This is a genomic window from Pseudomonas sp. DrBHI1 (assembly GCF_002205115.1).
GTDB lineage: Bacteria > Pseudomonadota > Gammaproteobacteria > Pseudomonadales > Pseudomonadaceae > Aquipseudomonas > Aquipseudomonas mosselii.
Genome location: NZ_NIBE01000029.1, coordinates 134358 through 154714, shown reverse-complemented (window position 1 = coordinate 154714; position 20357 = coordinate 134358). Strand labels below are relative to the sequence as shown.

18 protein-coding genes and 1 pseudogene are annotated in these 20357 nt (G+C 55.4%); 10 read left to right on the top strand and 9 right to left on the bottom strand.

Features of this window, described 5'->3' with window-relative positions; translation table 11 throughout:
* Positions 1–89: 89 nt before the first annotated feature.
* A pseudogene (locus tag CC207_RS05295) lies at positions 90–509 on the bottom strand (phosphoethanolamine transferase domain-containing protein); the annotation flags it as partial.
* A 490-nt stretch (positions 510–999) separates the two neighbouring features.
* Here CC207_RS05295 and CC207_RS05290 point away from each other — a divergent pair.
* From CC207_RS05290 to CC207_RS05280, 3 genes are all read left to right on the top strand, one after another.
* A complete protein-coding gene (locus CC207_RS05290) occupies positions 1000–1338 on the top strand; it encodes a zinc ribbon domain-containing protein (RefSeq protein WP_071890582.1) in 339 nt (112 codons plus the stop codon).
* Between the two features lie 54 nt (positions 1339–1392).
* On the top strand, positions 1393–2298 hold the full coding sequence (locus CC207_RS05285) for a cation diffusion facilitator family transporter (protein WP_010951438.1): 906 nt from the start codon (positions 1393–1395) through the stop codon (positions 2296–2298).
* Between the two features lie 157 nt (positions 2299–2455).
* The gene (locus tag CC207_RS05280; protein ID WP_011953105.1) at positions 2456–2806 is read left to right on the top strand and encodes a DUF3147 family protein; all 351 of its coding nucleotides are present in this window, start codon (positions 2456–2458) and stop codon (positions 2804–2806) included.
* A gap of 32 nt (positions 2807–2838) precedes the next feature.
* On the opposite strand, the gene CC207_RS05275 is transcribed toward CC207_RS05280, so the two are convergent.
* Positions 2839–3165 carry a DUF2790 domain-containing protein gene (locus CC207_RS05275; RefSeq protein ID WP_011953106.1) on the bottom strand — a complete coding sequence of 109 codons (327 nt, stop codon included), beginning with the start codon at positions 3163–3165 and terminating at the stop codon, positions 2839–2841.
* Positions 3166–3854: 689 nt separating this feature from the next.
* Between CC207_RS05275 and CC207_RS05270 the strand changes: the two genes are divergently transcribed.
* The gene (locus tag CC207_RS05270; RefSeq protein ID WP_003253457.1) at positions 3855–4529 is read left to right on the top strand and encodes a heavy metal response regulator transcription factor; all 675 of its coding nucleotides are present in this window, start codon (positions 3855–3857) and stop codon (positions 4527–4529) included.
* Complete coding sequence (locus CC207_RS05265) at positions 4526–5944, top strand: heavy metal sensor histidine kinase (protein ID WP_011953107.1); 1419 nt, start codon at positions 4526–4528, stop codon at positions 5942–5944. Before CC207_RS05270 ends, CC207_RS05265 begins: the two co-directional genes overlap by 4 nt.
* A 57-nt stretch (positions 5945–6001) precedes the next feature.
* On the opposite strand, the gene CC207_RS05260 is transcribed toward CC207_RS05265, so the two are convergent.
* On the bottom strand, positions 6002–6589 hold the full coding sequence (locus CC207_RS05260; protein ID WP_010951442.1) for a hypothetical protein: 588 nt from the start codon (positions 6587–6589) through the stop codon (positions 6002–6004).
* A gap of 266 nt (positions 6590–6855) precedes the next feature.
* Here CC207_RS05260 and CC207_RS05255 point away from each other — a divergent pair, with 266 nt between their 5' ends.
* On the top strand, positions 6856–7077 hold the full coding sequence (locus CC207_RS05255; RefSeq protein ID WP_010951443.1) for a hypothetical protein: 222 nt from the start codon (positions 6856–6858) through the stop codon (positions 7075–7077).
* Positions 7078–7159: 82 nt separating this feature from the next.
* Here the strand turns inward: CC207_RS05255 and CC207_RS05250 are convergent, their stop codons facing one another.
* The 3 genes from CC207_RS05250 to CC207_RS05240 are packed head-to-tail and all read right to left on the bottom strand — an operon-like array spanning position 7160 to position 9976.
* Complete coding sequence (locus CC207_RS05250) at positions 7160–8614, bottom strand: phospholipid carrier-dependent glycosyltransferase (RefSeq protein ID WP_010951444.1); 1455 nt, start codon at positions 8612–8614, stop codon at positions 7160–7162.
* On the bottom strand, positions 8608–9591 hold the full coding sequence (locus CC207_RS05245) for a glycosyltransferase family 2 protein (RefSeq protein ID WP_010951445.1): 984 nt from the start codon (positions 9589–9591) through the stop codon (positions 8608–8610). Before CC207_RS05245 ends, CC207_RS05250 begins: the two co-directional genes overlap by 7 nt.
* Entirely contained in the window at positions 9557–9976 is a 420-nt protein-coding gene (locus CC207_RS05240; RefSeq protein WP_010951446.1) for a GtrA family protein, read from the bottom strand. Before CC207_RS05240 ends, CC207_RS05245 begins: the two co-directional genes overlap by 35 nt.
* A 257-nt stretch (positions 9977–10233) precedes the next feature.
* Here CC207_RS05240 and CC207_RS05235 point away from each other — a divergent pair, with 257 nt between their 5' ends.
* The 4 genes from CC207_RS05235 (at position 10234) to CC207_RS05220 (ending at position 14396) form a co-directional block, all read left to right on the top strand.
* The gene (locus CC207_RS05235; RefSeq protein ID WP_011953108.1) at positions 10234–11202 is read left to right on the top strand and encodes a LysR family transcriptional regulator; all 969 of its coding nucleotides are present in this window, start codon (positions 10234–10236) and stop codon (positions 11200–11202) included.
* A gap of 210 nt (positions 11203–11412) precedes the next feature.
* The gene (locus CC207_RS05230; RefSeq protein WP_009395904.1) at positions 11413–12720 is read left to right on the top strand and encodes an OprO/OprP family phosphate-selective porin; all 1308 of its coding nucleotides are present in this window, start codon (positions 11413–11415) and stop codon (positions 12718–12720) included.
* A gap of 298 nt (positions 12721–13018) precedes the next feature.
* On the top strand, positions 13019–14044 hold the full coding sequence (locus tag CC207_RS05225) for a hypothetical protein (protein WP_011953109.1): 1026 nt from the start codon (positions 13019–13021) through the stop codon (positions 14042–14044).
* A 127-nt stretch (positions 14045–14171) separates the two neighbouring features.
* Entirely contained in the window at positions 14172–14396 is a 225-nt protein-coding gene (locus CC207_RS05220) for a hypothetical protein (RefSeq protein WP_010951451.1), read from the top strand.
* Between the two features lie 92 nt (positions 14397–14488).
* Here CC207_RS05220 and CC207_RS05215 read toward each other — a convergent pair whose 3' ends face one another.
* The 3 genes from CC207_RS05215 to CC207_RS05205 form a co-directional block, all read right to left on the bottom strand.
* A complete protein-coding gene (locus CC207_RS05215; protein ID WP_010951452.1) occupies positions 14489–16486 on the bottom strand; it encodes a heavy metal translocating P-type ATPase in 1998 nt (665 codons plus the stop codon).
* A gap of 202 nt (positions 16487–16688) precedes the next feature.
* Positions 16689–17012, bottom strand: coding sequence for a DUF2790 domain-containing protein (locus CC207_RS05210; protein ID WP_003253432.1), 324 nt, complete (start codon positions 17010–17012; stop codon positions 16689–16691).
* Between the two features lie 162 nt (positions 17013–17174).
* Positions 17175–20336, bottom strand: coding sequence for a CusA/CzcA family heavy metal efflux RND transporter (locus CC207_RS05205; protein ID WP_010951454.1), 3162 nt, complete (start codon positions 20334–20336; stop codon positions 17175–17177).
* Between the last annotated feature and the right edge of the window lie 21 nt (positions 20337–20357).

The window sequence follows — 20357 nt, the reverse complement described above, 5'->3', positions numbered from 1 at the left end:
CACAGCAGTGCTATGCAGCTGTCTCCAGTAGAGTATGAGAAACGCTATTTTCTGAGCTTGGAGAGTGTCTAGGAAACCAGGGGCGATTCAAGCTTCCAATTCAGCAGCTCGGTTGCCTCAGCGACGTCGGTCTCCACAACGTTGGTGAACATTGTGTAATCGATCACGATGCCGTAGGCATTCATGAAGTAACTCGCAAAAGACGCGCTGATCAGTACCAGGCACAGTATGGGTTTGGCCAGCCGCCCCCATGACAGCAAGCTCAGAACGGTAAACACCCATGCGAATACTATGACTGGGAGGCTAGCCGCTAGCTGCCAGTTCACTTCATCGGTTTTGAATACCAGCTTCCAGAGCACGTTCCAGAGCTCAGCGTTCGCGAATAGCAGTAACCAAAAAGTCACCAGGCCGATTAGCAAATTAGTACTGATGCCTTTCTGCCGCGCATTGCGAATAGCAAAGATCCATTTGCTTAACAGGGTGTGAACAATGGATTTGGAAGGTGTCATTATCAAACTCTGGAAGCTGCTTATCCATGGCGGTAGCTATGGAGTTAGCGGGAGCTACAAGGCAAACCGTCGACAGATGCTGAGCGATTGCGCAATGTGCGGAGCGTCAGAGGCCTTAGGCCCCTAGGCGTTGGGGACGCTTAGTATGTGTGAGGCATAGGGATAAAAAGAGAAATGAATCTCGCTGAGCGCATTATTTCCGGGACCTGATAACGACACGATGACCTCGGGATTACAATGCTGACAGAAATCCAATTACTGCTGTTTTGATTGTCATTGATCACGCTATGATCAAAATTAGGGGGATACTACCCACCAAAAGCAATGCTCCGCTCAGCTAGATAAATTTAATTTCACAAACAAAACGGTTTCGTTTTGTCGTAGGCTAATTTTGAACTTTCAATTCAACTTACAAGTCTTTCTCGCGAGCAGAATATTATTTTCAACTTTTGCTCGTTAATATGTCACCCATCAATGAGGGGCGAATACCATGAGCTTTTTCAAAAACATCCTGGGCGGGCACCATGGCCGTGGAAACCACGGTGGAGGCAAGCACCACAGCGGGGGACATGGGGCCGAGCAATATGATCGCCATGGCCGGCAGCAGGGCTGCGACGGCGGTAATCAGGTGTATGACGGCGGGCGCCCTCCCACTCCTGCCCCCATCAAAGATCTGCAGGGCTGCAGGCAGTGCCGGACGGCCAACGATCCGTCAGCACGCTTTTGTCTAAACTGCGGAACACCGCTATCGAGTGGTTGCACCGCCTGCGGCTCGCTGCTGAGTGCAGGAGCAAGATTTTGCAGTCACTGTGGCCAAGCGACGCTCTAAGGCTAGGTAGACAGGAAGGCCAACGAGACCACAACCCTGCGCAAGGAGAAATACGTGGGTTCAAATCATGACCATGGCAGCGCTGCAGTACGCGAGGGGCATCAGAAGAAGCTAATCATGGCGCTCGGCTTGACTGGCAGCTTCATGATTGCAGAAGTGATCGGTGCGTGGATTACCGGCAGCCTGGCGCTGCTGTCGGACGCATCTCACATGTTCACAGATACTGCCGCCTTGGCGATCTCACTGATTGCACTTCAGATAGCCAAGCGGCCGGCGGATCAGAAAAGAACCTTCGGCTATGCGCGCCTGGAAATTCTGGCTTCGACGTTCAACGCCGTGCTGCTCTTCCTGGTGGCGATGTACATCTTGTATGAGGCCTACCAGCGCTTCTTCATGCCGGCGGAGATCGCTACCGGAGCGATGATGTGGATCGCAATCGCCGGCCTGATCATCAACCTAATTTCGATGCGCCTTCTGGCATCTGCGAGCAACGAAAGCCTCAACGTCAAAGGAGCCTACCTCGAAGTTTGGAGCGACATGCTCGGCTCGCTTGGCGTAATCATCGCGGCACTTATCATCCGCTTCACCGGCTGGACCTGGGTCGACACGATTGTCGCTGTGGCGATCGGCCTTTGGGTTCTGCCGCGGACGTGGCAGTTGCTTCGCGAAAGCCTGGGGATCCTCATGGAGGGTGTCCCGAGGGGGCTCGACGTTACGGCAATCGAGGCCACCATCCTCGGAGTAGATGGCGTGACGGACGTTCATGACTTGCACGTGTGGGCTGTCAGCAGTGGCAGTAACGTGATGACGTCGCACGTAGTGGTTCGGGATTCTGCAGATGGGGATGCTGTGTTGGCGGCCGTCGTGGATGCTGTCAGCGATGCATTCGAAATCCATCACTGCACCATCCAGATCGAGCGGGCAGCTTTCCACGAGAGCGTTCCCTCACCCTCGCACTGACCGATCGGTAAACACCATGCAAACACATCACCCTCCTGGCTGAGGGTGATGTTGCAAAAAAAATGCGGTGAGGGATGCCGTAAACGGCAGGAGCGCTTCAAGGGGGTTGGTGAATGGCTTCGCCTGCCCTCGTCAACAACCTCCAGAAGGCTCAGCGATGGCCTGGATCATCACGAAGTACCTACTCACTGCCGGTATAGTGATTCTCGTGTCAGAGCTGGCGAAACGCAGCGACAAGCTGGGCGGCTTGGTCGCCGCCCTACCCTTGGTCACGGTCGTGACGTTGGTCTGGCTCTATTTAGAGAACCAGAGCATGGAGAAGATCTCCAACCATGCTTGGTACACGTTCTGGTACGTGCTTCCGACCCTACCGATGTTTATTGCTTTTCCATTGCTGCTACCTAAGCTCGGCTTTTGGCCGACACTGATCAGCAGCATCCTCATCACAATGGCCAGCTTCGGAGGCTTCGCCATACTGCTGCGCCGGTTCGGCATTGAGCTTCTATGATCCGGTGGCCGCAGGGATCATCTTGATGAGTCTTAACGGCTATTAACACACTCGCCCTTCACCAGGTAGCGAACCATGTGCAGTTCGCCTTTCGAGTCTTCGTAGGTCATCATGCTTCTTACATTACCGCAGTACCGCACACTGGGTGATACATACACCAACTTACCAACGTCCAGGTCCATGCCATAGGCGTAGTCTTCTAGTTGAGGCATGGGCTTTTTTACGCGTTGAGCATAATCCGCTGTAGCCTCTCTAGCAGTACGCTCGATGCGTTTATTGATCTCCATACCGCTTTGGGCATTGGCTGTTAGTGATGTAAAGAGCAAAAACACGGCGATCGCTGATACAGTAGTGTTCATAAGAAGTCCCTTAATAAAAAAGCGCCCGTAGGGGGGCGCTAAAATTCACCTACCAAAGGAGCGTATGGTTTACAGGTGAATGCACTGGCGCGAACAACTGCTCGGTGCTCTTGCCAAGCTGCTTTGAAATGAGACAATTTCCAAAGCAGCGATGCCTCTTCCGCTGCCCTTAAACTAGCAAAGGAGGCTAACACCAAGATGATCGGGCAATTACAATTTGGACATGTAATAGATTGTAAGATAATTATTCGAGAGAATATCGAGCCGCCACGTGAACTAATTTGCAGAAAGGCGCTGCGGTTTGCGGCCGTGCATGGGGTCTGCCTGCGTGGCGCCCTCGATCCAAGGCCAGTACCAGTCCTTGCAAGCTAACGACCGAAATGCTGCCTGTCCTGGCCGATTCCACCTGCCAGGCGAATCTGTCATACACCGCCGCAGGCCCCAGAATCCGCTATGCTTAGGGGTGGAGCCTGCATGACTGTCAGAAATCTTGCGGCTACATTACAAATTTGTAGGATTTCGCCGCGGCCAGCTTCTTCGCGTTAAGATTCAAGCGTCCTCAGGTGACCCGGCGTATGGACAGAGGTAGCGACTACCACATGCCATACCCTCAGCCAAACTTTCGAACAGCCTGCAACCATAATCTTGGCGGATTAGGCCAACTCCTTCCTCACACCTTGAGATAAGTTATGCGCGTTCTAGTTGTGGAAGACGAAATTAAAACTGCCGAATATCTTCAGCAGGGCCTATCCGAAAGCGGGTATGTCGTAGATATCGTGCACAACGGTGTAGATGCTCTGCACTTGTTCAACACTAATGTCTATTCGTTGGTCCTCCTGGACGTGAACCTCCCGGGTATCGACGGCTGGGACCTGCTGGAAACCATCCGTAAGACCAGCCGGGTCCGCATCATCATGCTGACCGCCCGCGGACGCATCAATGACAAGCTCAAGGGCTTGGACGGCGGCGCGGATGACTACCTTGTGAAGCCATTCGAATTCCCTGAGCTGCTTGCTCGCATCCGTTCGCTGCAACGCCGTGGTGATGAGTTAGTCGAGAAGAGCTCGCTGAAAATTGCCGATCTGGAACTCGACTCCGTCCGCCATCGCGTCTTCCGCGGTGGCACACGCATCGATCTCACCACCAAGGAATTTGCGCTTCTGCACCTGCTCATGAGCCGAACGGGCGAAGCGCTGACTCGCTCTCAGATCATCTCGTTGGTCTGGGATATGAATTTCGATTGCGACACCAATGTCATCGATGTAGCCATCCGGCGCTTGCGCTCGAAGATCGATGACCCGTTTGAAACCAAGCTCATTCACACGCTTCGTGGCGTTGGGTACGTTTTTGAGGAACGCGCATGAGGCCATTCAGCCTGGCTGCAAAGCTGGGGTTAAAAGTTGGGTTGATGAGCGCAGCGTTGCTGCTTCTGTTCGCCACCTTTGGCTATCTGATGGTAGGCAAGGCTCTGGAAAGAAATGCCAGAGCAGACCTGGAAGTAAAGATGGCGGGGATGGCTCACAACCTGTCCACCATCCCGGACATCTCCGGCGTCAACGCGGATGCGCATCAGCTTGTCGATTTGGTCATGGGCCACAACAACCTGTATGTGAGCATATTCGATACCTCACAGAATCAGACTCCCCTGCTCTCGATTGGCTCGAAACAGGTCAATCTGGAGGTGCACAAGTTTCAGCCGGCGGCCCAGCCCAAAGAGCACGAATGGCGTGATACGCAGGACCGTCCTCTGCTGAGTGCTTCTCGAATCATGCGTTTGGGCGATGGAACAGAGGTCAGCGTCTATATGACCATGGACCAGTCATCCAGTGAGGCGCTGCTCGATGCGTTGCTGACCTGGGCCTTGATGATGTCCCCCGTCATCCTCGCACTGATCTTGGCCATTGGCTGGTGGACTGTGCGCAGAGGCCTGCTACCACTGACCAAGTTCCTCAAGATCGCCTCGAAAATCTCAACCGAGAGCCTCGACCATCGCCTTCCAACTGATGGGATGCCGGCAGAACTCAAAATGCTCGCCGACGGCATCAACATCATGCTGGCTCGCCTGGATGATGGGGTTCAGCAGCTCTCGCAGTTTTCTGACGACCTTGCTCACGAACTTCGAGCACCGCTTTCCAACCTGATGGGCAAGGCCCAGGTTGCCTTGACCAGAGAACGATCGCTTTCCGAGTACCGGGAGGTTCTGGAGTCGTGCACAGAAGAGCTGGACCGCATGAGCCGCATGGTTTCCGACATGCTGTTCTTGGCCCAGGTCAGTCATCCAGCATCAATGGTGGAGTTCGAATCCGTCTCCTTGGTCGACGAGGTTCAGCGAGTGTGCGAGCTCTTCAGCATTTCAGCAGAAGAAGGCGAGATTCAGCTGCAGATCTCCGGCAGTGATGACGTGGTGCGCGGGAATCGCCTGATGGTTCAACGTGCCGTCTCGAATCTGGTCTCGAACGCGATCCGTTACTGCCCTCGCGGCCGCACGGTCTACGTTAAGGTGCAGCATAGTGCGAGCGGTACGACGTTGAGTGTCGGCAACCCCGGCCGTGGTATTGCCAAGGAACACCACGCGCACTTGTTTGAGCGGTTCTACCGTGTGGACAAGAGCCGAGCACGGAGCGAAGGCGGTACCGGTCTTGGCTTGGCCATTGTGCAGTCGATCATGAGTCTGCACCAGGGATCGGCGAGCGTGGAGGTGACCGAAGAAAACTTCACCTGGTTCCACCTTCACTTTCCGGAAGCCCAGCAAATGCAGCCGGCAATGACCGCCGCTTAAATTGCGCAGACACGATTAGGCCCGTCAATCGACGGGCCTTTTGTTTGCCTCAATGCATCAGTGCCGAAGGACCACAGGGTCCATGGGCGACCGCAGAATCACCGACTTAATAATCTTCTGTTCGTCAGGATTGGCGTTTTTCCACAGGTGTGAGAAGTACTGAGCATTCACTTTCTCTTGAGCACTTACGCTGCCGGCGGCATCGATCAGGCGCATGGTCGAGTAGACACAGATCAGCGCCAGAATGAAGAACGCCGTGGCGACCACCATCACATAACGCTTGGCCAGCACCGGTGCCCGCTTGAGCTCCTGGATAGAGGCGTCCGCCGCCTTTGTCGCTGCTGTAAGCTCCGAGATCAGTGGCTGGATGGCGGTGTCGACTCCGCGGCATGCAGCTGAATACGCTGATGCAGCGGCGCGCAAGGCAACCTCCTCCGCGTTCGACCAAGCCTTCTCCGCCTTTCGCACCTCCTCCTGAATCTGCCGGCCGACAGCGTCCACCTGCTCCACCAGTTCGTTCGACCTCTCCAGAACAGCGCTGGAGGTGCGCGTCTGCGAGGTCAGCTCATCGAGCTGGACAGTGAGTTTTTCAGTGCAGCGGCGAAAGTCACCGATAGCAACTGCCCAGGGCTCTATGTCATTCATGGCTATCTCCTAGGGCGGCCAACAACGCCGCGCTGAATTAACGCGCTAGATATCAAAATTGTAATTTAAGAGAAAATTCGAAGTCGCCCTCGACAGTGCCGAGATAGACATGATCCTTCCAGATTTGAAGATTTAACGCATCCTATCTGCAGCCAAAATTACGGAATTGTAATTATTGACTCACCTTGTCGTTAGCTTCGCGTTCCTAAACTACAAACCAACAAAGGCCGCTAATCAGGTTGGCCTAGTATGAACCGAGGTTCACAATGAAATTTGTCAAATCTATCGCTATTGGCAGCCTGCTGCTGGGTCTCATGGGTACCGCTTACGCTGAAGGCGGCTTCGAGCGAACGAAACAGTTCAACGAGAACTTCCGAACCGAACAGGCTCGCCTATGGAGCGATGACTCTTCGGACCAGAACAAACAACAAGTCGCTCAAGAGCAAAAGAAAGAAAGCAAGGATGGTAAGGAACAAGCCGACAATTAATCGGCGGTTAAATAGGACTTCAAATGACGAAAGAAATCGACAAAAAAGCCAGGGTAAAACCTGGCTTTTTTGTGCTTGGAATTTAGCCTTCGTTCTTGCGAGGCGTTTCCGCATTGCTTTCTCCGGCCAGACCCTCGGCACCTTGTGCGGGGCGTTTCCAATGGCACAGCAGGAGCTGGCTGGCGTTCGCTTCGGTGATCGATGTGCAAGCTAGATCAGCGGGCAGACCATCCTTGCTGTCTCGCAAGCGCCTGGACAGATAGAACGAGCCATCCCGCGGCCACTTGGCAGGATCCTTGATGTTCTCGGACTTCCCGCTGCTGTAAAACTCCGACGAGTATGAGCGGCGGCCAGGATAGATCAGGGGAGCGGAATGAGCAGACTGCACATTGAGCCAGGCTTGAACCACATCCCGCTGATTCTGAGGGCGCTCCTCTAGTACCCCGGCGTAGATGATGCCCGCACCGATGATTGGCAACACCAATGCGCTCGCAGCGGCAGCCCAGGTGGTCTTCGGGCCAACTTCGCTGACCCGTGCAGACAGCAGCAATGCCCACGCTGGCAGCGCGGGTAGCAGGTAGGTCCACAGAATGTTGCCTGCAAATGTGAAGAAGACCGGTGTCGCCAAGGCCCACAGCCAGAGGTAGGCTTTGAAGCGCTGCATCGATCCACGCTTGCGGATCAACAGTGGTAGAAACAAGGCCCATGGCAGTAGCGACAATCCGAGCTGGATCCAGATGCTGCCGTACGGCTTGGCATGAGCACTACCATAGAGGTCCCCTGCCCAGTTACTGACGACGTAGCGGCTCCAGTGCTCACCAACGAAGAAGTACTCCATGAAGCCGGGCGTTTTCATCTCGGCCGCGACATACCATGGCACGGATATACCGAACATGAGTACAAGGCCGCTAATCCAGGGAAGCCTCAGTACCCGTCCCCATTCCTTGTAGATAACGAACCAGGCGAATGCCGGCGCCCCCATAAGCACCAGGGTCAGCGGCCCTTTGGCAAGCAAGCCCAGCCCGAGACCTGCGAACATCAGGTAGGCATCCGCCTTGCTGGCGCACTTCATCCAACGCCAGAAACCGTAGCTGGCCAGCAGAATCGAGAACGACAAAACAGGGTCAGTCAGCACAACACCGCTGGAGACCAGGCCAAGTGTGGTGCTGGAAAAAATAATGGCAGCCCAGATGCCGGCGTTACGAGAAATCTGCTGCGTGCCGAGTTTGATGATGATGAAACAGCTTGCCAGGTGGAGTAGCCACGCTGGGAAGCGCGCAGCGAACTCGTTAACGCCGAAGACCGTCATGCTCGCGGCCTGGGTCCAGAAGGACAACGGAGGCTTGCCCCAGAACGGTACCCCGTAGTCGAACATGGGCGTGATCCAGTCATTCAACTCGACCATCTTGCGAGCCATTTCAGCGTAACGGGCCTCAGATGTGTCCATCAGCGGGTAGATGCCCAGCCCCACCAAACGCAATAGCAAAATCGAACCCAGGACCCACCACAGCGTCCTCTCGTTCTTCAGGTTCAGCATTTCTTACCCTCGATCGAAGCCATCGAAGGGTGGAGTGACACGGGATCTGCCTTGTTGCTGTGCTTCAGGAAATAGAGAGGCCGGCGCTTCACTTCCGCGAGTGTCACGCCCAGGTACTCCCCCACCATGGCGACACCGACGCACATGAATGAAGCCATTCCGACGATCAGGTGATGGATGTCGAAACTGCCTGCCACAAGCGACGCAAGCATGTAGCAGATGCTGGAGACGAAAAGACCGAAACTGATGAGGCTGAAAATGCGCAGTGGTTTGCGAGAGAAGCTGACGATGCTCTCGATGGCCAGATTGAACAGGCCAGCTGCATTCCATTTGGTGCTCCCGGCATGGCGAACAGTGCGATTGTAGGGCAGTTCGATGGTACGAAAGCCTACCCAGCCGATCATGCCTTTGAGAATCCTGGAGCGTTCATCCAGGGCCCGCAGGGCTGCCAGCGGCGCAGGCCCAATCAATCGGAAATCGCTGACATCGGCCGGCATGTCCACCTTCTCCACCAGGCGCTGCATGACCCAGTAGTAAGCCCGGGCACTCATGCGCTTGAACCACGAATCACCGATTCTCAGGTTGCGCTGCATGTTCACCACGTCGTAGCCGCGTTGCCAGTAGTCCACCATGGCCGCGATGAGCTCTGGTGGATCCTGCAGGTCGACATCAATGAAGATCAGCGCACTGCCACGGGCATGGTCTATCCCGGCGCTCAGTGCAGCCTCTTTGCCGAAGTTGCGACTCAGGGACAGGCAACGTACAGATGACCCATCCTGATAGTGGCGAAGAATGTCGGCCGTCCGGTCATTACTGCCGTCGTCGACATAGAGGATTTCGCAGGAGACGGGTAAGCGCTTCACCACGCGGGTGATTCGCTGGTGGAACTCGGGGATGGTTTCCTCTTCCTGGAAGCAAGGGACCACGATGGTTAACAAGGGATCAGGGCGCTCGGGAAAGCGATGTAATGTCTGCATGATTGAATGTCCAAAAACGATGTGCAATGAATCCAAGTGCAGTGAGGCTTAAGGTCACTACGACTTGGGAGATGAGCGGTGACAGATTCGACTTGATGAGGAACCACATACCCACGCCATTGCCGAAGTTTGTGGTTAACGCGACCAGTGCAAACCTGACAGGCTGAAACTTACGAGAGCCATCTGCCACAAAACAGAGCGCCCTATTTCCAATGAAGCTCGCGATTGCGCCAACCATGCCGCCACAGATACTGGCCAGTAACGGAGTAACGAATTCTGTCGTAACCAGCAATAGGAACACCGCATAATGGACTCCCGTTGCTATGAAGCCGATCCCCAGATAACGAATCAGTAAGGTAGTAAGAGGTGGGGTTTGATTTTCCATGCCCAAAGCCTATGGAGGCAAAGGTGAAAAAATAGTGAACTAAATGTAAATGCGTAATTAGCCGAATCTATATATGGTAAGTAACAAGTCGGCGCACTAGGCTAGCACGCTACAATATCAGAGGGATTGCCTGAAAATTACGCTTTCGAAATAAAAGCCTTCCGATAACGCATGCATGACCCGTGGATTACAATGTTGACAAGATAAGGAAACACCGGGTGGCATTGAGATAGATTCCCCGAATTAAGGGGGACCTAATGGTTACACAAAATGAAACATATACAAGCAGCGTTGTTCCTTACAGCCCTGACATATTGGATGATTTGCCAATTGATGATCAGCTGGCCGTAGAGTTTTTCGCAACAGCACGTTGTGCCAGTTTCAAACAGGCTGCCCGAGGGCTCAATGTGCCAGTGGTAGGCCTGCGGAAACGCTTGGAGAAACTGGAAGAGCACATTGGTGCTCCCGTGTTTGTCTACAAACACAACAAGCTTGCCCTGACCCGCACAGGCGAGAGGGTCAGCCATTACCTGTGCCAGCTCTTCGGCCCAGACGGCCTTGGCAAGTCCGGTGAAAAGGAAGTCCCCAGGCTTACCATCGCGATCACAGAGCCAGTGCTGAACGACATCGTAAACCGCGATCTAGTCGCCTACGTGCGTGATCATGCCGAAATGCAGCTGGAAATCCATTCAGAATGCACAACGCAGATGCTTTCTGAGTGTGAAGTCGATGTGGGTATCGCTTTGGTGAGCCCAGATGATAAAGGCGCGCTTGATCGCCATCCTACGTATAGGTTTGAAAGGCTTGGCCGGATTGGGCACGCCCTGTTCATTTCCAGCCGCTATTCAAGAAGCGTCACCCTTCCAGTGGAGAGCTTGGATTTGCACAACTTCATGCTCGTTGTCCCTTGGGATGAAGAGATCTTGGCGGGCTCACGAAAGTGGGCATCGATAATGGCTGAGCATCAGGGCGGTACCACTCGGGTCAAGAGCTACAACCTATCACGAGGCCTTGTCGTTGGCGGTGCGTGTATTGGAGTGCTGCCCGACTACAGCCGAAAACTGGAGAGAAATATCCTACCCGTGCCGGGTTTCCTGGACGACCTGGAGGAGAAAGATGTCTATCTTGTTATCAAAACGAAGCTTGTCCGCAATCCGCAGGTTTTGGAAATTCGAAGATTGATCAAGAAGAGCTTCTTTGATAAGAAGGACTGGCTTGTTCGGTAACAGTTTTGTTAGGTTTCAAACTCCTCCGTTAACACTACAGAAACACAACTGTCATATTCGCTTGCAACCTAGTCAGAGTGCTTAGAACAAAGGCATCTTGTTACAGCGGGTGACAACCGTGGCCTGCTCCCATCTGCAAGATAAATTTAGGCCGGCGCAGGGCGAAATATAACGTCGGTAGCTAAGCACTTAACATACGAGAGGCAAGCAATGATCCGTTCTTCGAACATGCGGGAAAAGCTGTTGGCTGCCGCAATAATAGGCACATTTTCCTCGCAAGCATTCTCCGGAACAGTAACCACTGACGGAGCTGACATCGTTCTGAAGACCAAGGGCGGTCTTGAAGTATCGACTTCTGACAAGGAATTCAGTTTCAAACTGGGCGGCCGAGTTCAGGCCGACTACGGCCGTTTCGATGGTGTCTTCACCAAGAATGGCGATACCGCTGACGCAGGCTACTTCCGTCGCGCCTACCTTGAGCTCGGTGGCGTGCTGTACCGCGACTGGAAGTATCAGCTCAACTACGACCTTTCCCGCAACACGGGCAACGACTCCGACGGCTACTTCGACGAAGCCAGCCTGACCTACACGGGTTTCAAGCCGGTGCAACTGCGCTTTGGCCGTTTCTACACCGACTTCGGTCTTGAGAAAGCCACCAGTTCGAAGTGGACCACCGCCATGGAGCGGAACCTCTCGTACGACCTGGCGGACTGGATCAACGACAACGCCGGCATGGGTGTTCAAGCCACCAGCACCATCGCTGACATGGCTTATGTTTCCGGTAGCGTTTTCAGCGAAACCAATAACAACTCGGATGGCGACAGCACCAAGCGCTACAACGTACGTGGCGTGTTCGCACCGCTGCACAGTGATGGCAACGTCCTGCACGTCGGTGCTCAGTACGCTTACCGCGACCTCAAAAACAGTGCGGTCGATACCCGGATTCGTTCGCGTCTGGGCGTCCGCGGTGTAGATACCAATGGCGGCGGCGATGCCGGCACCAACGGCAACCGCATGCTGTTTGGCGGTGCTGCTGCACAAGATGGCCTGTGGAAGGACGACTCGGTCTGGGGTCTCGAAGGTGCCTGGGCCACCGGCCCGTTCTCGGTTCAAGCGGAATACCTTCGCCGCAAGCTGAAAGCTGACCAGGCCAACAACGACATGAAGGCCTCCGGTTACTACGCCCAGATGGCTTACACCCTGACCGGCGAGCCGCGTATCTACAAGCTCGATGGTGCCAAGTTCGACACTATCAAACCAGAGAACAAGGAACTGGGGGCCTGGGAAGTCTTCTACCGCTTTGACGATATCAAGGTCGAAGACGGCAACCTGGTCACCGCGGCGGACCAATCGAACGAGCGCAAGGCCAAGAGCCACACGGTGGGTGTGAACTGGTACGTCAACGAGGCGGTGAAAGTCAGTGCCAACTACATCAACGTGCGCACCGACAACAACGAGAACACCGTGGGCGACGACAGCGGCAATGCCATCGTGACCCGCCTGCAATACGTCTTCTGATCCCTCTCATCAGTCTGACGTGAGAAAGCCGGAAGCGCTCAACGTGCTTCCGGCTTTCCTGTTTCTGGAGGTGATCAAGCATGGAGCGCCCTCCTCCTACCTGCTTTCGCTTACCGATGACCGCTCTTGCCAAAGCTCGGCGAATCTGATGTGATTGCCGCGTCGGGCTTTGCATGGTGGCCGTGCAAGCAAATCAAACCTGACTCCTATTCATGATTGAACCTGATTCGACGTCCAGCTTCGCGTCTAACGGCCCTACAAGCGCAGCTACCCCAACGTCGCTCATTAGGGGATAGTCATGTCTGCAAAAAAGCTGCTTCAACCTCTCGCTGCTCAGCTGCACGCCTCGTTCTCGGCTTCTGGCCGCCCGTACTCTCATCTGCACCTCCACCAGCTGTTCCACGCGGCCATCGGCTCCGTTGCACCGCAAGTTGCCATCCAAGACAAGCTGCCAATTCAGGTCTGTCGTGACAACGAGACACGGCAGTACAACCTCTACGCGGCGGTCGAGCGGGCGAAAACGTGCTTAGGATTGACCGATCTTCAAGCAGTCGGTGTGGCTGAAGAAGTCATTGAGGTGCTACGAACTGCGGGAATCGGCGTGAACCAGGTTCGCCTGCTCCTTGACCCCTCCTTCAGCTCGAAGACTCGCAAAAAGGCCTTCAAGGCTCTCTGCAAGAACCTGGATCTGAACGAGCTAGGCGATCGCTTCGTCCCCAAGACTGCCACGTTGGCCATCGCTGCTGGTATTGCGCCGCCTCCCAAAATGTCGTGGAAGGATCGCTTCGCCCTGGCTGCAAATTCCCCCATGCGGGGGCCAAGCGAGCTCATCAGCATGGTCAACCGGGATGAGTGTTATCTGTGGGTATTCCCACCGACTGACCATCATGCGACGGCTCCAGCGACGCATGACCGTTTCTTTGGTGAAAAGACCCACCCGAGCGCAGAAATGGGCATGGGTTTCAGCATCATCGATTCCGGCTGGACCCGCCCCAAGTACCCGCTATCCAGGCAGTCACAAGAGACCTTCATCCAGTATTCGCTTTCTGCGCCGATGTGGTCCTGGCGCGCACAAAGTGACACCTGGCGCCTGGGAAACATCCTGCGTTCAAGAATCCTTGACGGGGCTCCTTGGCATAACGAGCCTCTGAGTGACGTGCTTCCGAGCGGCCTTAAATCCCTGCCCCGGATCTATGGGTGCGAAACCTGCCGAACGCTGTTCATTGAGAATCACAGCGACTACCCGGATGTACCCACTCAGTGCCAATGCGGTGAGGCGAGCAGCACGGGTGACCAAAACGAGTCATCTGCTCTCAATAGCTGATTTTCCTTACGGTGGCGGGCTGAGCCCCCCGTTAGGGATTGGCTATGGGAGCGGGATTCGCTCACCCCAAACCTGAAGGCGCCGCCACCTAACCGAGCGATATGAGCTGAATGCTCGCGGAGTAGATATGCAAAAGAGTAAAAACAAACAGGACACCCTGGCGGCGATCAATGCGCTTGTCGAGATTGCGTATGATCAGGGATTTGCGGACGGACACGGAGTCGGCAATCAAGTCGGTTTCGTAGCCGGTGTCATGAGCCTCAAAGCTGCATTGGCCTGCGGCTTACGGCATGGCTCACCTGAGTGCGGAAAGGCCCTTGAAAGCCTCAAGCGCATCGGGATCGACGAGTGAGAGAAAAGTACGGGTCGTGCGCTGATCGCGCACGACCCGTACTTCTACTTCAGGTCATTTCCCTGCTTAGCTTCATGATTGAAGCTCAGGGATCAGGTGCTTCTGCGGTAGGCCAACAGGCGCAAGGCGTTGAAGACGACCAACAGTGTGGAGCCCTCATGGATCGCAACAGCGGCACCAATGCTCAAGCCCATGATGGTGGACGGAACCAGGATGGCCACAATCCCCAAGCTGACGAACAGATTCTGGTGGATGATCGATCGCGTGTGACGGCTCAGCCCCACCGCAAATGGGAGTTGCCTGATGTCGTCAGCCATAAGCGCGATATCAGCCGTTTCCAGGGCAACATCAGATCCAGCAGCCCCCATTGCGATACCAACGCTCGAACTGGCCATGGCAGGGGCATCATTGACGCCGTCACCCACCATGGCCACCTTGGCGCTAAGGCGCAGGTTTTTGATGGCCTTGACCTTGTCTTCCGGCATCAGGTCTCCCCACGCTTCATCTAAGCCAACTTGTTTGGCTACAGCCTCTGCAACGCGGTTGTGGTCTCCAGAAATCATGACCATGCGTTCGATGCCCATCTCTCTAAGCTTCTGGAGTGCCTCTTTGGCCCCCTCCCGGGGTGTGTCCAATAGCCCGATAGCGCCCAGATCCTTGTCAGCACGCCGTACCACCATGGTGGTACGGCCTGACTGACGTAGACGCTCCGCAGCCTCCAGGGCTGCCTTGCTGAGTGCGGGAATACCATTGGTACCGAACATCTCGACCTTGCCAATCCAGACGAACTGCCCATCAAGCTCAGCACGCACGCCGCGGCCAATCATGTTGCTCATGTTCTTGGCTTGGAATCGGCGCCGTGTGCCAATCATCTCTTCACCGTCACGCACAATTGCCGCAGCCAGCGGATGGTCGCTCATCGACTCCACAGCGATGGCGACGTTTAGCAGATCCTCGATCTGCGTGCCGCCTATGGGTATTACATCGGTGATACGTGGGCGCCCTTCGGTCAGGGTACCGGTCTTGTCGAATGCCATGGCATTCAATGATCCAAGCTCTTCAAGTGGCGCACCGCCCTTGATCAGCACGCCACCTCGGGCTGCCCTGGCGATGCCAGAGAGAATGGCGCTTGGTGTAGCGATCGCGAGCGCGCAGGGGCTGGCTGCAACCAGTACGGCCATCGCCCGGTAGAACGAGTCACGGAACGGCTCGTCAAGGAAAATGCCGGCAAATAGCAGCCCGACTACCAGCAGTAAAACCAACGGGACGAATATGCGTTGGAAGCGGTCCGTGAATCGCTGGGTCGGTGACTTCCTGACTTCGGCTTCACTGACCATCTTGATGACCCGCGCCAAGGTACTCTCCGTAGAGCGCCGTGTTACCTCAACCTCGATGAGCGTTTCGCCATTGATGGTACCGGCGAAGACTTTCGAGGCTGCATCCACTGCATCTGGCTTGCTGCGTGCGAGTTCGGCATCAGGAACAGGTTGCTTGTCCACGGGGACGCTCTCACCGGTTACTGGCGCCTGGTTGATACTTGAGGAGCCTACGACTACAAAACCATCGGCCGGCAGGCGGTCATTGGGGCGCACGATGACAACGTCACCGGGAACCAGCAGCTCCACGGGCATCTCCACCGTGCCATTTGCTCTGCGTACGATCGCGGTGGCTGGTGCGAGCTTGGACAGTGCCTCAATCGCTTTCTTGGCCCGCCCCATCGCGTAGCTTTCAAGGGAATGCCCCAGACTGAACAGGAACAGCAGCAGAGCCCCCTCCGCCCAGGCGCCGATGCTCGCGGCACCGACTGCGGCGAGAAGCATCAGCGAGTCGATCTCGAAGCGTTTCTGACGGATGTTGGTAACCGCTTCCTTAGTGGTGAACCATCCACCGAACACGTAGGCCGACACGTACAGAATCAGAGGCAGACGATCAATCAGGCCAAGTTTTCCTGCGAGAGCTCCGGCACCCAGGAGAGCACCACAGATCAGCGCGAAAATCAGCTCTGTGTTCATTCCAAAAATGCCGCCATGCTCATGGCTATGACCTTCATGCCCGGCTTGGTCATCAGGGCGTTCAAGCAAACTCTTCATAACTCGTCCCTTCTGGGGTCAAGGCTTCCAATTGCCCTCTGCAGTTGGGGAGCCGTCTCTGTTGGTTGGCTAAGATCTATTGCACGGTTTGCCCGAGCCCAGGCGTTAACATTTCGAAGCTATGGGGTATCGGGCGTAATAAAAAATGCCAGGCACTGCCTGGCATTTATGAATTCTCTAATTGTTCTGTTCAAATCGTTTACTACTTGTTGTTGATGCATTGCGAATACATCGAGTAACGAACAGTCTTGAGCGTGCCCTGGGAGTCCTCGAAGGTCATCAACCGTGGATAGACCTGGCAGGTACGGGGGTCCTGCGACTGACGTACGAATTTCGCAACGTCTATCTTCATGCCATATTTGTAATCCTGAATCTCTGGCATTGGCTTGCCATTTTTCTCCGCGTACTTGGCCACTGCGGTCTGGTGTTCCTTGGTGTATTGAAGCTGCTTGCTCTCGGAGAAAGTGTTGGCCTGCGAAGCCACCGAGAAAACAACAAGTGCAGCAGCGATAATTAGCTTTTTCATAAAACCCTCTCAATTTCAAAACTTCTCGGGCGTAACCTTAGCAATGCATAGGCATCACCGGCATGACGAGAAACTTACAATTTTGAAAGGTAAGTGCATCTACTTCACTTTAAACAAAAAAGCCCACAACACGTGTTGTGGGCTTCTCTTTAGCGGAGGCTGTTAGCTAACCACTTCGGCCTCGTCGCCGTCTTCATCCTTGCGGTGTGCCCAGTGATACAGGGCAGGCAGTACCAGCAAGGTCAGTGCGGTGGAGGACAGGATCCCGCCAATCACCACCGTCGCCAATGGCCGCTGAACTTCGGCACCGGTGCCGGTGGCCAAAGCCATCGGGATGAAGCCCAGGGACGCTACCAAGGCTGTCATCAGAACAGGTCGCAGACGGGTCAATGCACCTTCATCGACTGCCTGTCTGAGCGTTCGTCCCTCCTCCCTTAGCCCGCGGATGAAGGCAATCATCACCAGGCCGTTCAGTACTGCAACGCCGGACAGTGCAATGAAGCCGACACCTGCCGAGATCGACAGTGGGATGTCCCGCAGCCACAACGCCACAACACCACCGGTGAGTGCGAATGGAATACCGGTGAAGACCAGCATGCCGTCCTTCAGGTTGTTGAACATCAGGAACAACAAGGTCATGACCAGCAGCAAGGCGACTGGAACAACGATCTGCAGGCGTTTGGCAGCCGACTGCAGCTGCTCGAACTGGCCCCCCCAAGTCGTCCAGTAGCCCGCAGGGATTTGCACCTTCTTGTCCAGCGATGCGGTCGCCTCCTCAACGAAGGACCCCAGATCGCGGCCTCGAACGTTGGCGCTGACGATAACCAGACGTTTGCCGTTCTCGCGGCTGATTTGGTTCGGGCCCAGTTGCAGGTCCAGATTGGCGACCTGGGACAGCGGGATGAAGCCGATCTGATTGGCACCCTGTGCCGCATTGGCAGGTACCGGGATCAGCAAGCTGGACATACCCGCTACGTCGGTGCGAACGGTCTCTGGTAGGCGTACTACCATGTCGAACCGACGGTCGCCCTCATACAGCGTGCCGGCCTGACGGCCACCCACGGCGATAGCGATCGAGTTCTGAACATCCGCGATGTTCAGGCCGTAGCGTGCTGCTTTTTCGCGGTCAATGTTGATGGTCAGCACCGGCAGGCCGGATGTCTGCTCAACTTTCACTTCCGATGAGCCCGGGACCGCTTTGAGCGCTGCCGCGATCTTGTTGGCGGTGTTGTTGAGCACGTCCATGTCATCGCCGAAGACTTTCACAGCGACGTCACTACGCACGCCCGAAATCAGCTCGTTGAAACGCAGTTGGATTGGCTGCGACAACTCGTAGTTGCTTCCTGGAACACCCGCTGCGGCCTTCTGCACTTCAGCAATCAGCTCATCACGAGGCTTCTTCGGGTTAGGCCACTGATCCTGAGGCTTGAGCATGATGTAGGCGTCAGAGGCGTTCGGCGGCATCGGGTCAGATGCAATTTCTGCGGTACCCGAGCGTGCGAACATCCGCTCAACTTCAGGCACCTGCGCAATCACCGCTTTCTCCAGACGCTGCTGCATCTCGACAGATTGAGTGAGGCTCGTTCCAGGCACACGCATGGCCTGCATCGCAAAGTCACCCTCACTGAGGCTTGGGATGAACTCGCTACCCATACGACTTGCCAGCAAACCACTGAGCACGACCAAGGCTACTGCGGCCGAGAAAGCGATGTTCCGATGTCCCAGCACCCATTGCAGAACCGGTTCATAGCGCAGTCGAGCTGTGCGCATGACCACGCCTTCCTCTTCCTTCACCTTGCCAGTGACGAACATGGCAATAGCTGCAGGAACAAAGGTAACGGACAGGACCATTGCACCCAGCAGCGCCATCACAACGGTGAAGGCCATCGGGTGGAACATTTTGCCTTCGACGCCGGTGAGGGCGAAGATCGGCAGGTACACCACCATGATGATCAGCTGACCGAAGATCAGCGGCCGGCGAGCTTCTCGCGCCGCGGCAAAGACCTCGTGGAAGCGTTCGGTTTTGGTGAGCATGCGGCCATGCTTATGTTGCGCATGAGCCAGTCGACGGATCGCGTTTTCTACAATAACCACGGCACCGTCGACGATGATGCCGAAGTCGAGTGCCCCCAAACTCATTAAGTTGGCACTGACCTTGTTGTTGAACATGCCTGTGAAGGTGAACAGCATGGACAGCGGAATCACCATCGCGGTGATCAGAGCCGCACGGATGTTGCCGAGGAACAGGAACAGAATGGCGATAACCAGGATCGCGCCTTCCACCAGGTTCTTCTTCACCGTCGCGATGGCTTTTTCAACCAGGTTGGTACGGTCGTAAACAGTCACAGCCACCACGCCCTTTGGCAGGGTGCGGTTGATGTCCGCCAATTTGGCGGCGACAGCTTGAGATACGGTGCGGCTGTTTTCACCAATCAGCATGAACACGGTACCGAGCACGACTTCGCGGCCGTTCTCAGTAGCAGCACCTGTACGGAGCTCTTTACCGATGCTGACGTCAGCAACGCTGCTGATGCGAATCGGTGCACCATCCACACTGGTGATCACGATGTTGGCGATGTCTTCGATATTGCCTACCTGACCCGGTGCACGGATGAGCAACTGTTCACCATTACGCTCGATGTAGCCGGCACCGACGTTGGCGTTGTTACTTTCCAACGCTGCGACCAGGTCATTGAGTGTCAGCTTGTAGGTAGCCAGGCGCTTTGGATCCGGCGCAACCAGGAACTGCTTGGCATAACCGCCGATGGTATTGATCTCGGCCACACCCGGGACGTTACGCAGCTGAGGCTTGATGATCCAGTCCTGGATCACGCGCAGGTCGGTCGGGGTGTACGGCGTACCGTCCTCTTTGACCGCGCCATCTTCGGCTTCAACAGTCCACAGGAAGATCTCGCCGAGGCCGGTAGATACCGGACCCATGACGGCCTCTACACCTTCTGGCAGCTGTTCCTTCGCAACCTGCAGCCGCTCGTTGATCAACTGGCGGGCAAAGAAGATGTCAGTGCCATCCTTGAAGATCACGGTGACCTGAGACAGGCCAGAGCGAGACAGGGAACGGGTCTGCTGAAGGCCCGGGAGACCGGCCATGGCCGTTTCAACTGGAAACGTGATCCGTTGTTCGGTTTCCAAGGGCGAGTAACCAGGCGCTGCAGTGTTGATCTGCACCTGGACGTTGGTGATATCGGGTACCGCATCGATGGGCAGCTTTTGATAGCTGTAGATACCGATACCCGCCATGATCAGAACGGCGATCATTACTACGATGCGCTGCTCGATGGCGAATCTGATGATACGTTCAAACATGAGAAATCATCCTGTCAGTTC

Bases quoted from the DNA above. Each gene is read 5' to 3' on its own strand.
- CC207_RS05280 (WP_011953105.1), top strand. From the start codon at position 2,456: ATGGCCTGGATCATCACGAAGTACCTACTCACTGCCGGTATAGTGATT.
- CC207_RS05235 (WP_011953108.1), top strand. From the start codon at position 10,234: ATGGTTACACAAAATGAAACATATACAAGCAGCGTTGTTCCTTACAGC.
- CC207_RS05245 (WP_010951445.1), bottom strand. From the start codon at position 9,591: ATGCAGACATTACATCGCTTTCCCGAGCGCCCTGATCCCTTGTTAACC.
- CC207_RS05290 (WP_071890582.1), top strand. From the start codon at position 1,000: ATGAGCTTTTTCAAAAACATCCTGGGCGGGCACCATGGCCGTGGAAAC.
- CC207_RS05225 (WP_011953109.1), top strand. From the start codon at position 13,019: ATGTCTGCAAAAAAGCTGCTTCAACCTCTCGCTGCTCAGCTGCACGCC.
- CC207_RS05210 (WP_003253432.1), bottom strand. From the start codon at position 17,012: ATGAAAAAGCTAATTATCGCTGCTGCACTTGTTGTTTTCTCGGTGGCT.
- CC207_RS05265 (WP_011953107.1), top strand. From the start codon at position 4,526: ATGAGGCCATTCAGCCTGGCTGCAAAGCTGGGGTTAAAAGTTGGGTTG.
- CC207_RS05250 (WP_010951444.1), bottom strand. From the start codon at position 8,614: ATGCTGAACCTGAAGAACGAGAGGACGCTGTGGTGGGTCCTGGGTTCG.
- CC207_RS05205 (WP_010951454.1), bottom strand. From the start codon at position 20,336: ATGTTTGAACGTATCATCAGATTCGCCATCGAGCAGCGCATCGTAGTA.
- CC207_RS05260 (WP_010951442.1), bottom strand. From the start codon at position 6,589: ATGAATGACATAGAGCCCTGGGCAGTTGCTATCGGTGACTTTCGCCGC.
- CC207_RS05240 (WP_010951446.1), bottom strand. From the start codon at position 9,976: ATGGAAAATCAAACCCCACCTCTTACTACCTTACTGATTCGTTATCTG.
- CC207_RS05215 (WP_010951452.1), bottom strand. From the start codon at position 16,486: ATGAAGAGTTTGCTTGAACGCCCTGATGACCAAGCCGGGCATGAAGGT.
- CC207_RS05230 (WP_009395904.1), top strand. From the start codon at position 11,413: ATGATCCGTTCTTCGAACATGCGGGAAAAGCTGTTGGCTGCCGCAATA.
- CC207_RS05220 (WP_010951451.1), top strand. From the start codon at position 14,172: ATGCAAAAGAGTAAAAACAAACAGGACACCCTGGCGGCGATCAATGCG.
- CC207_RS05270 (WP_003253457.1), top strand. From the start codon at position 3,855: ATGCGCGTTCTAGTTGTGGAAGACGAAATTAAAACTGCCGAATATCTT.
- CC207_RS05255 (WP_010951443.1), top strand. From the start codon at position 6,856: ATGAAATTTGTCAAATCTATCGCTATTGGCAGCCTGCTGCTGGGTCTC.
- CC207_RS05275 (WP_011953106.1), bottom strand. From the start codon at position 3,165: ATGAACACTACTGTATCAGCGATCGCCGTGTTTTTGCTCTTTACATCA.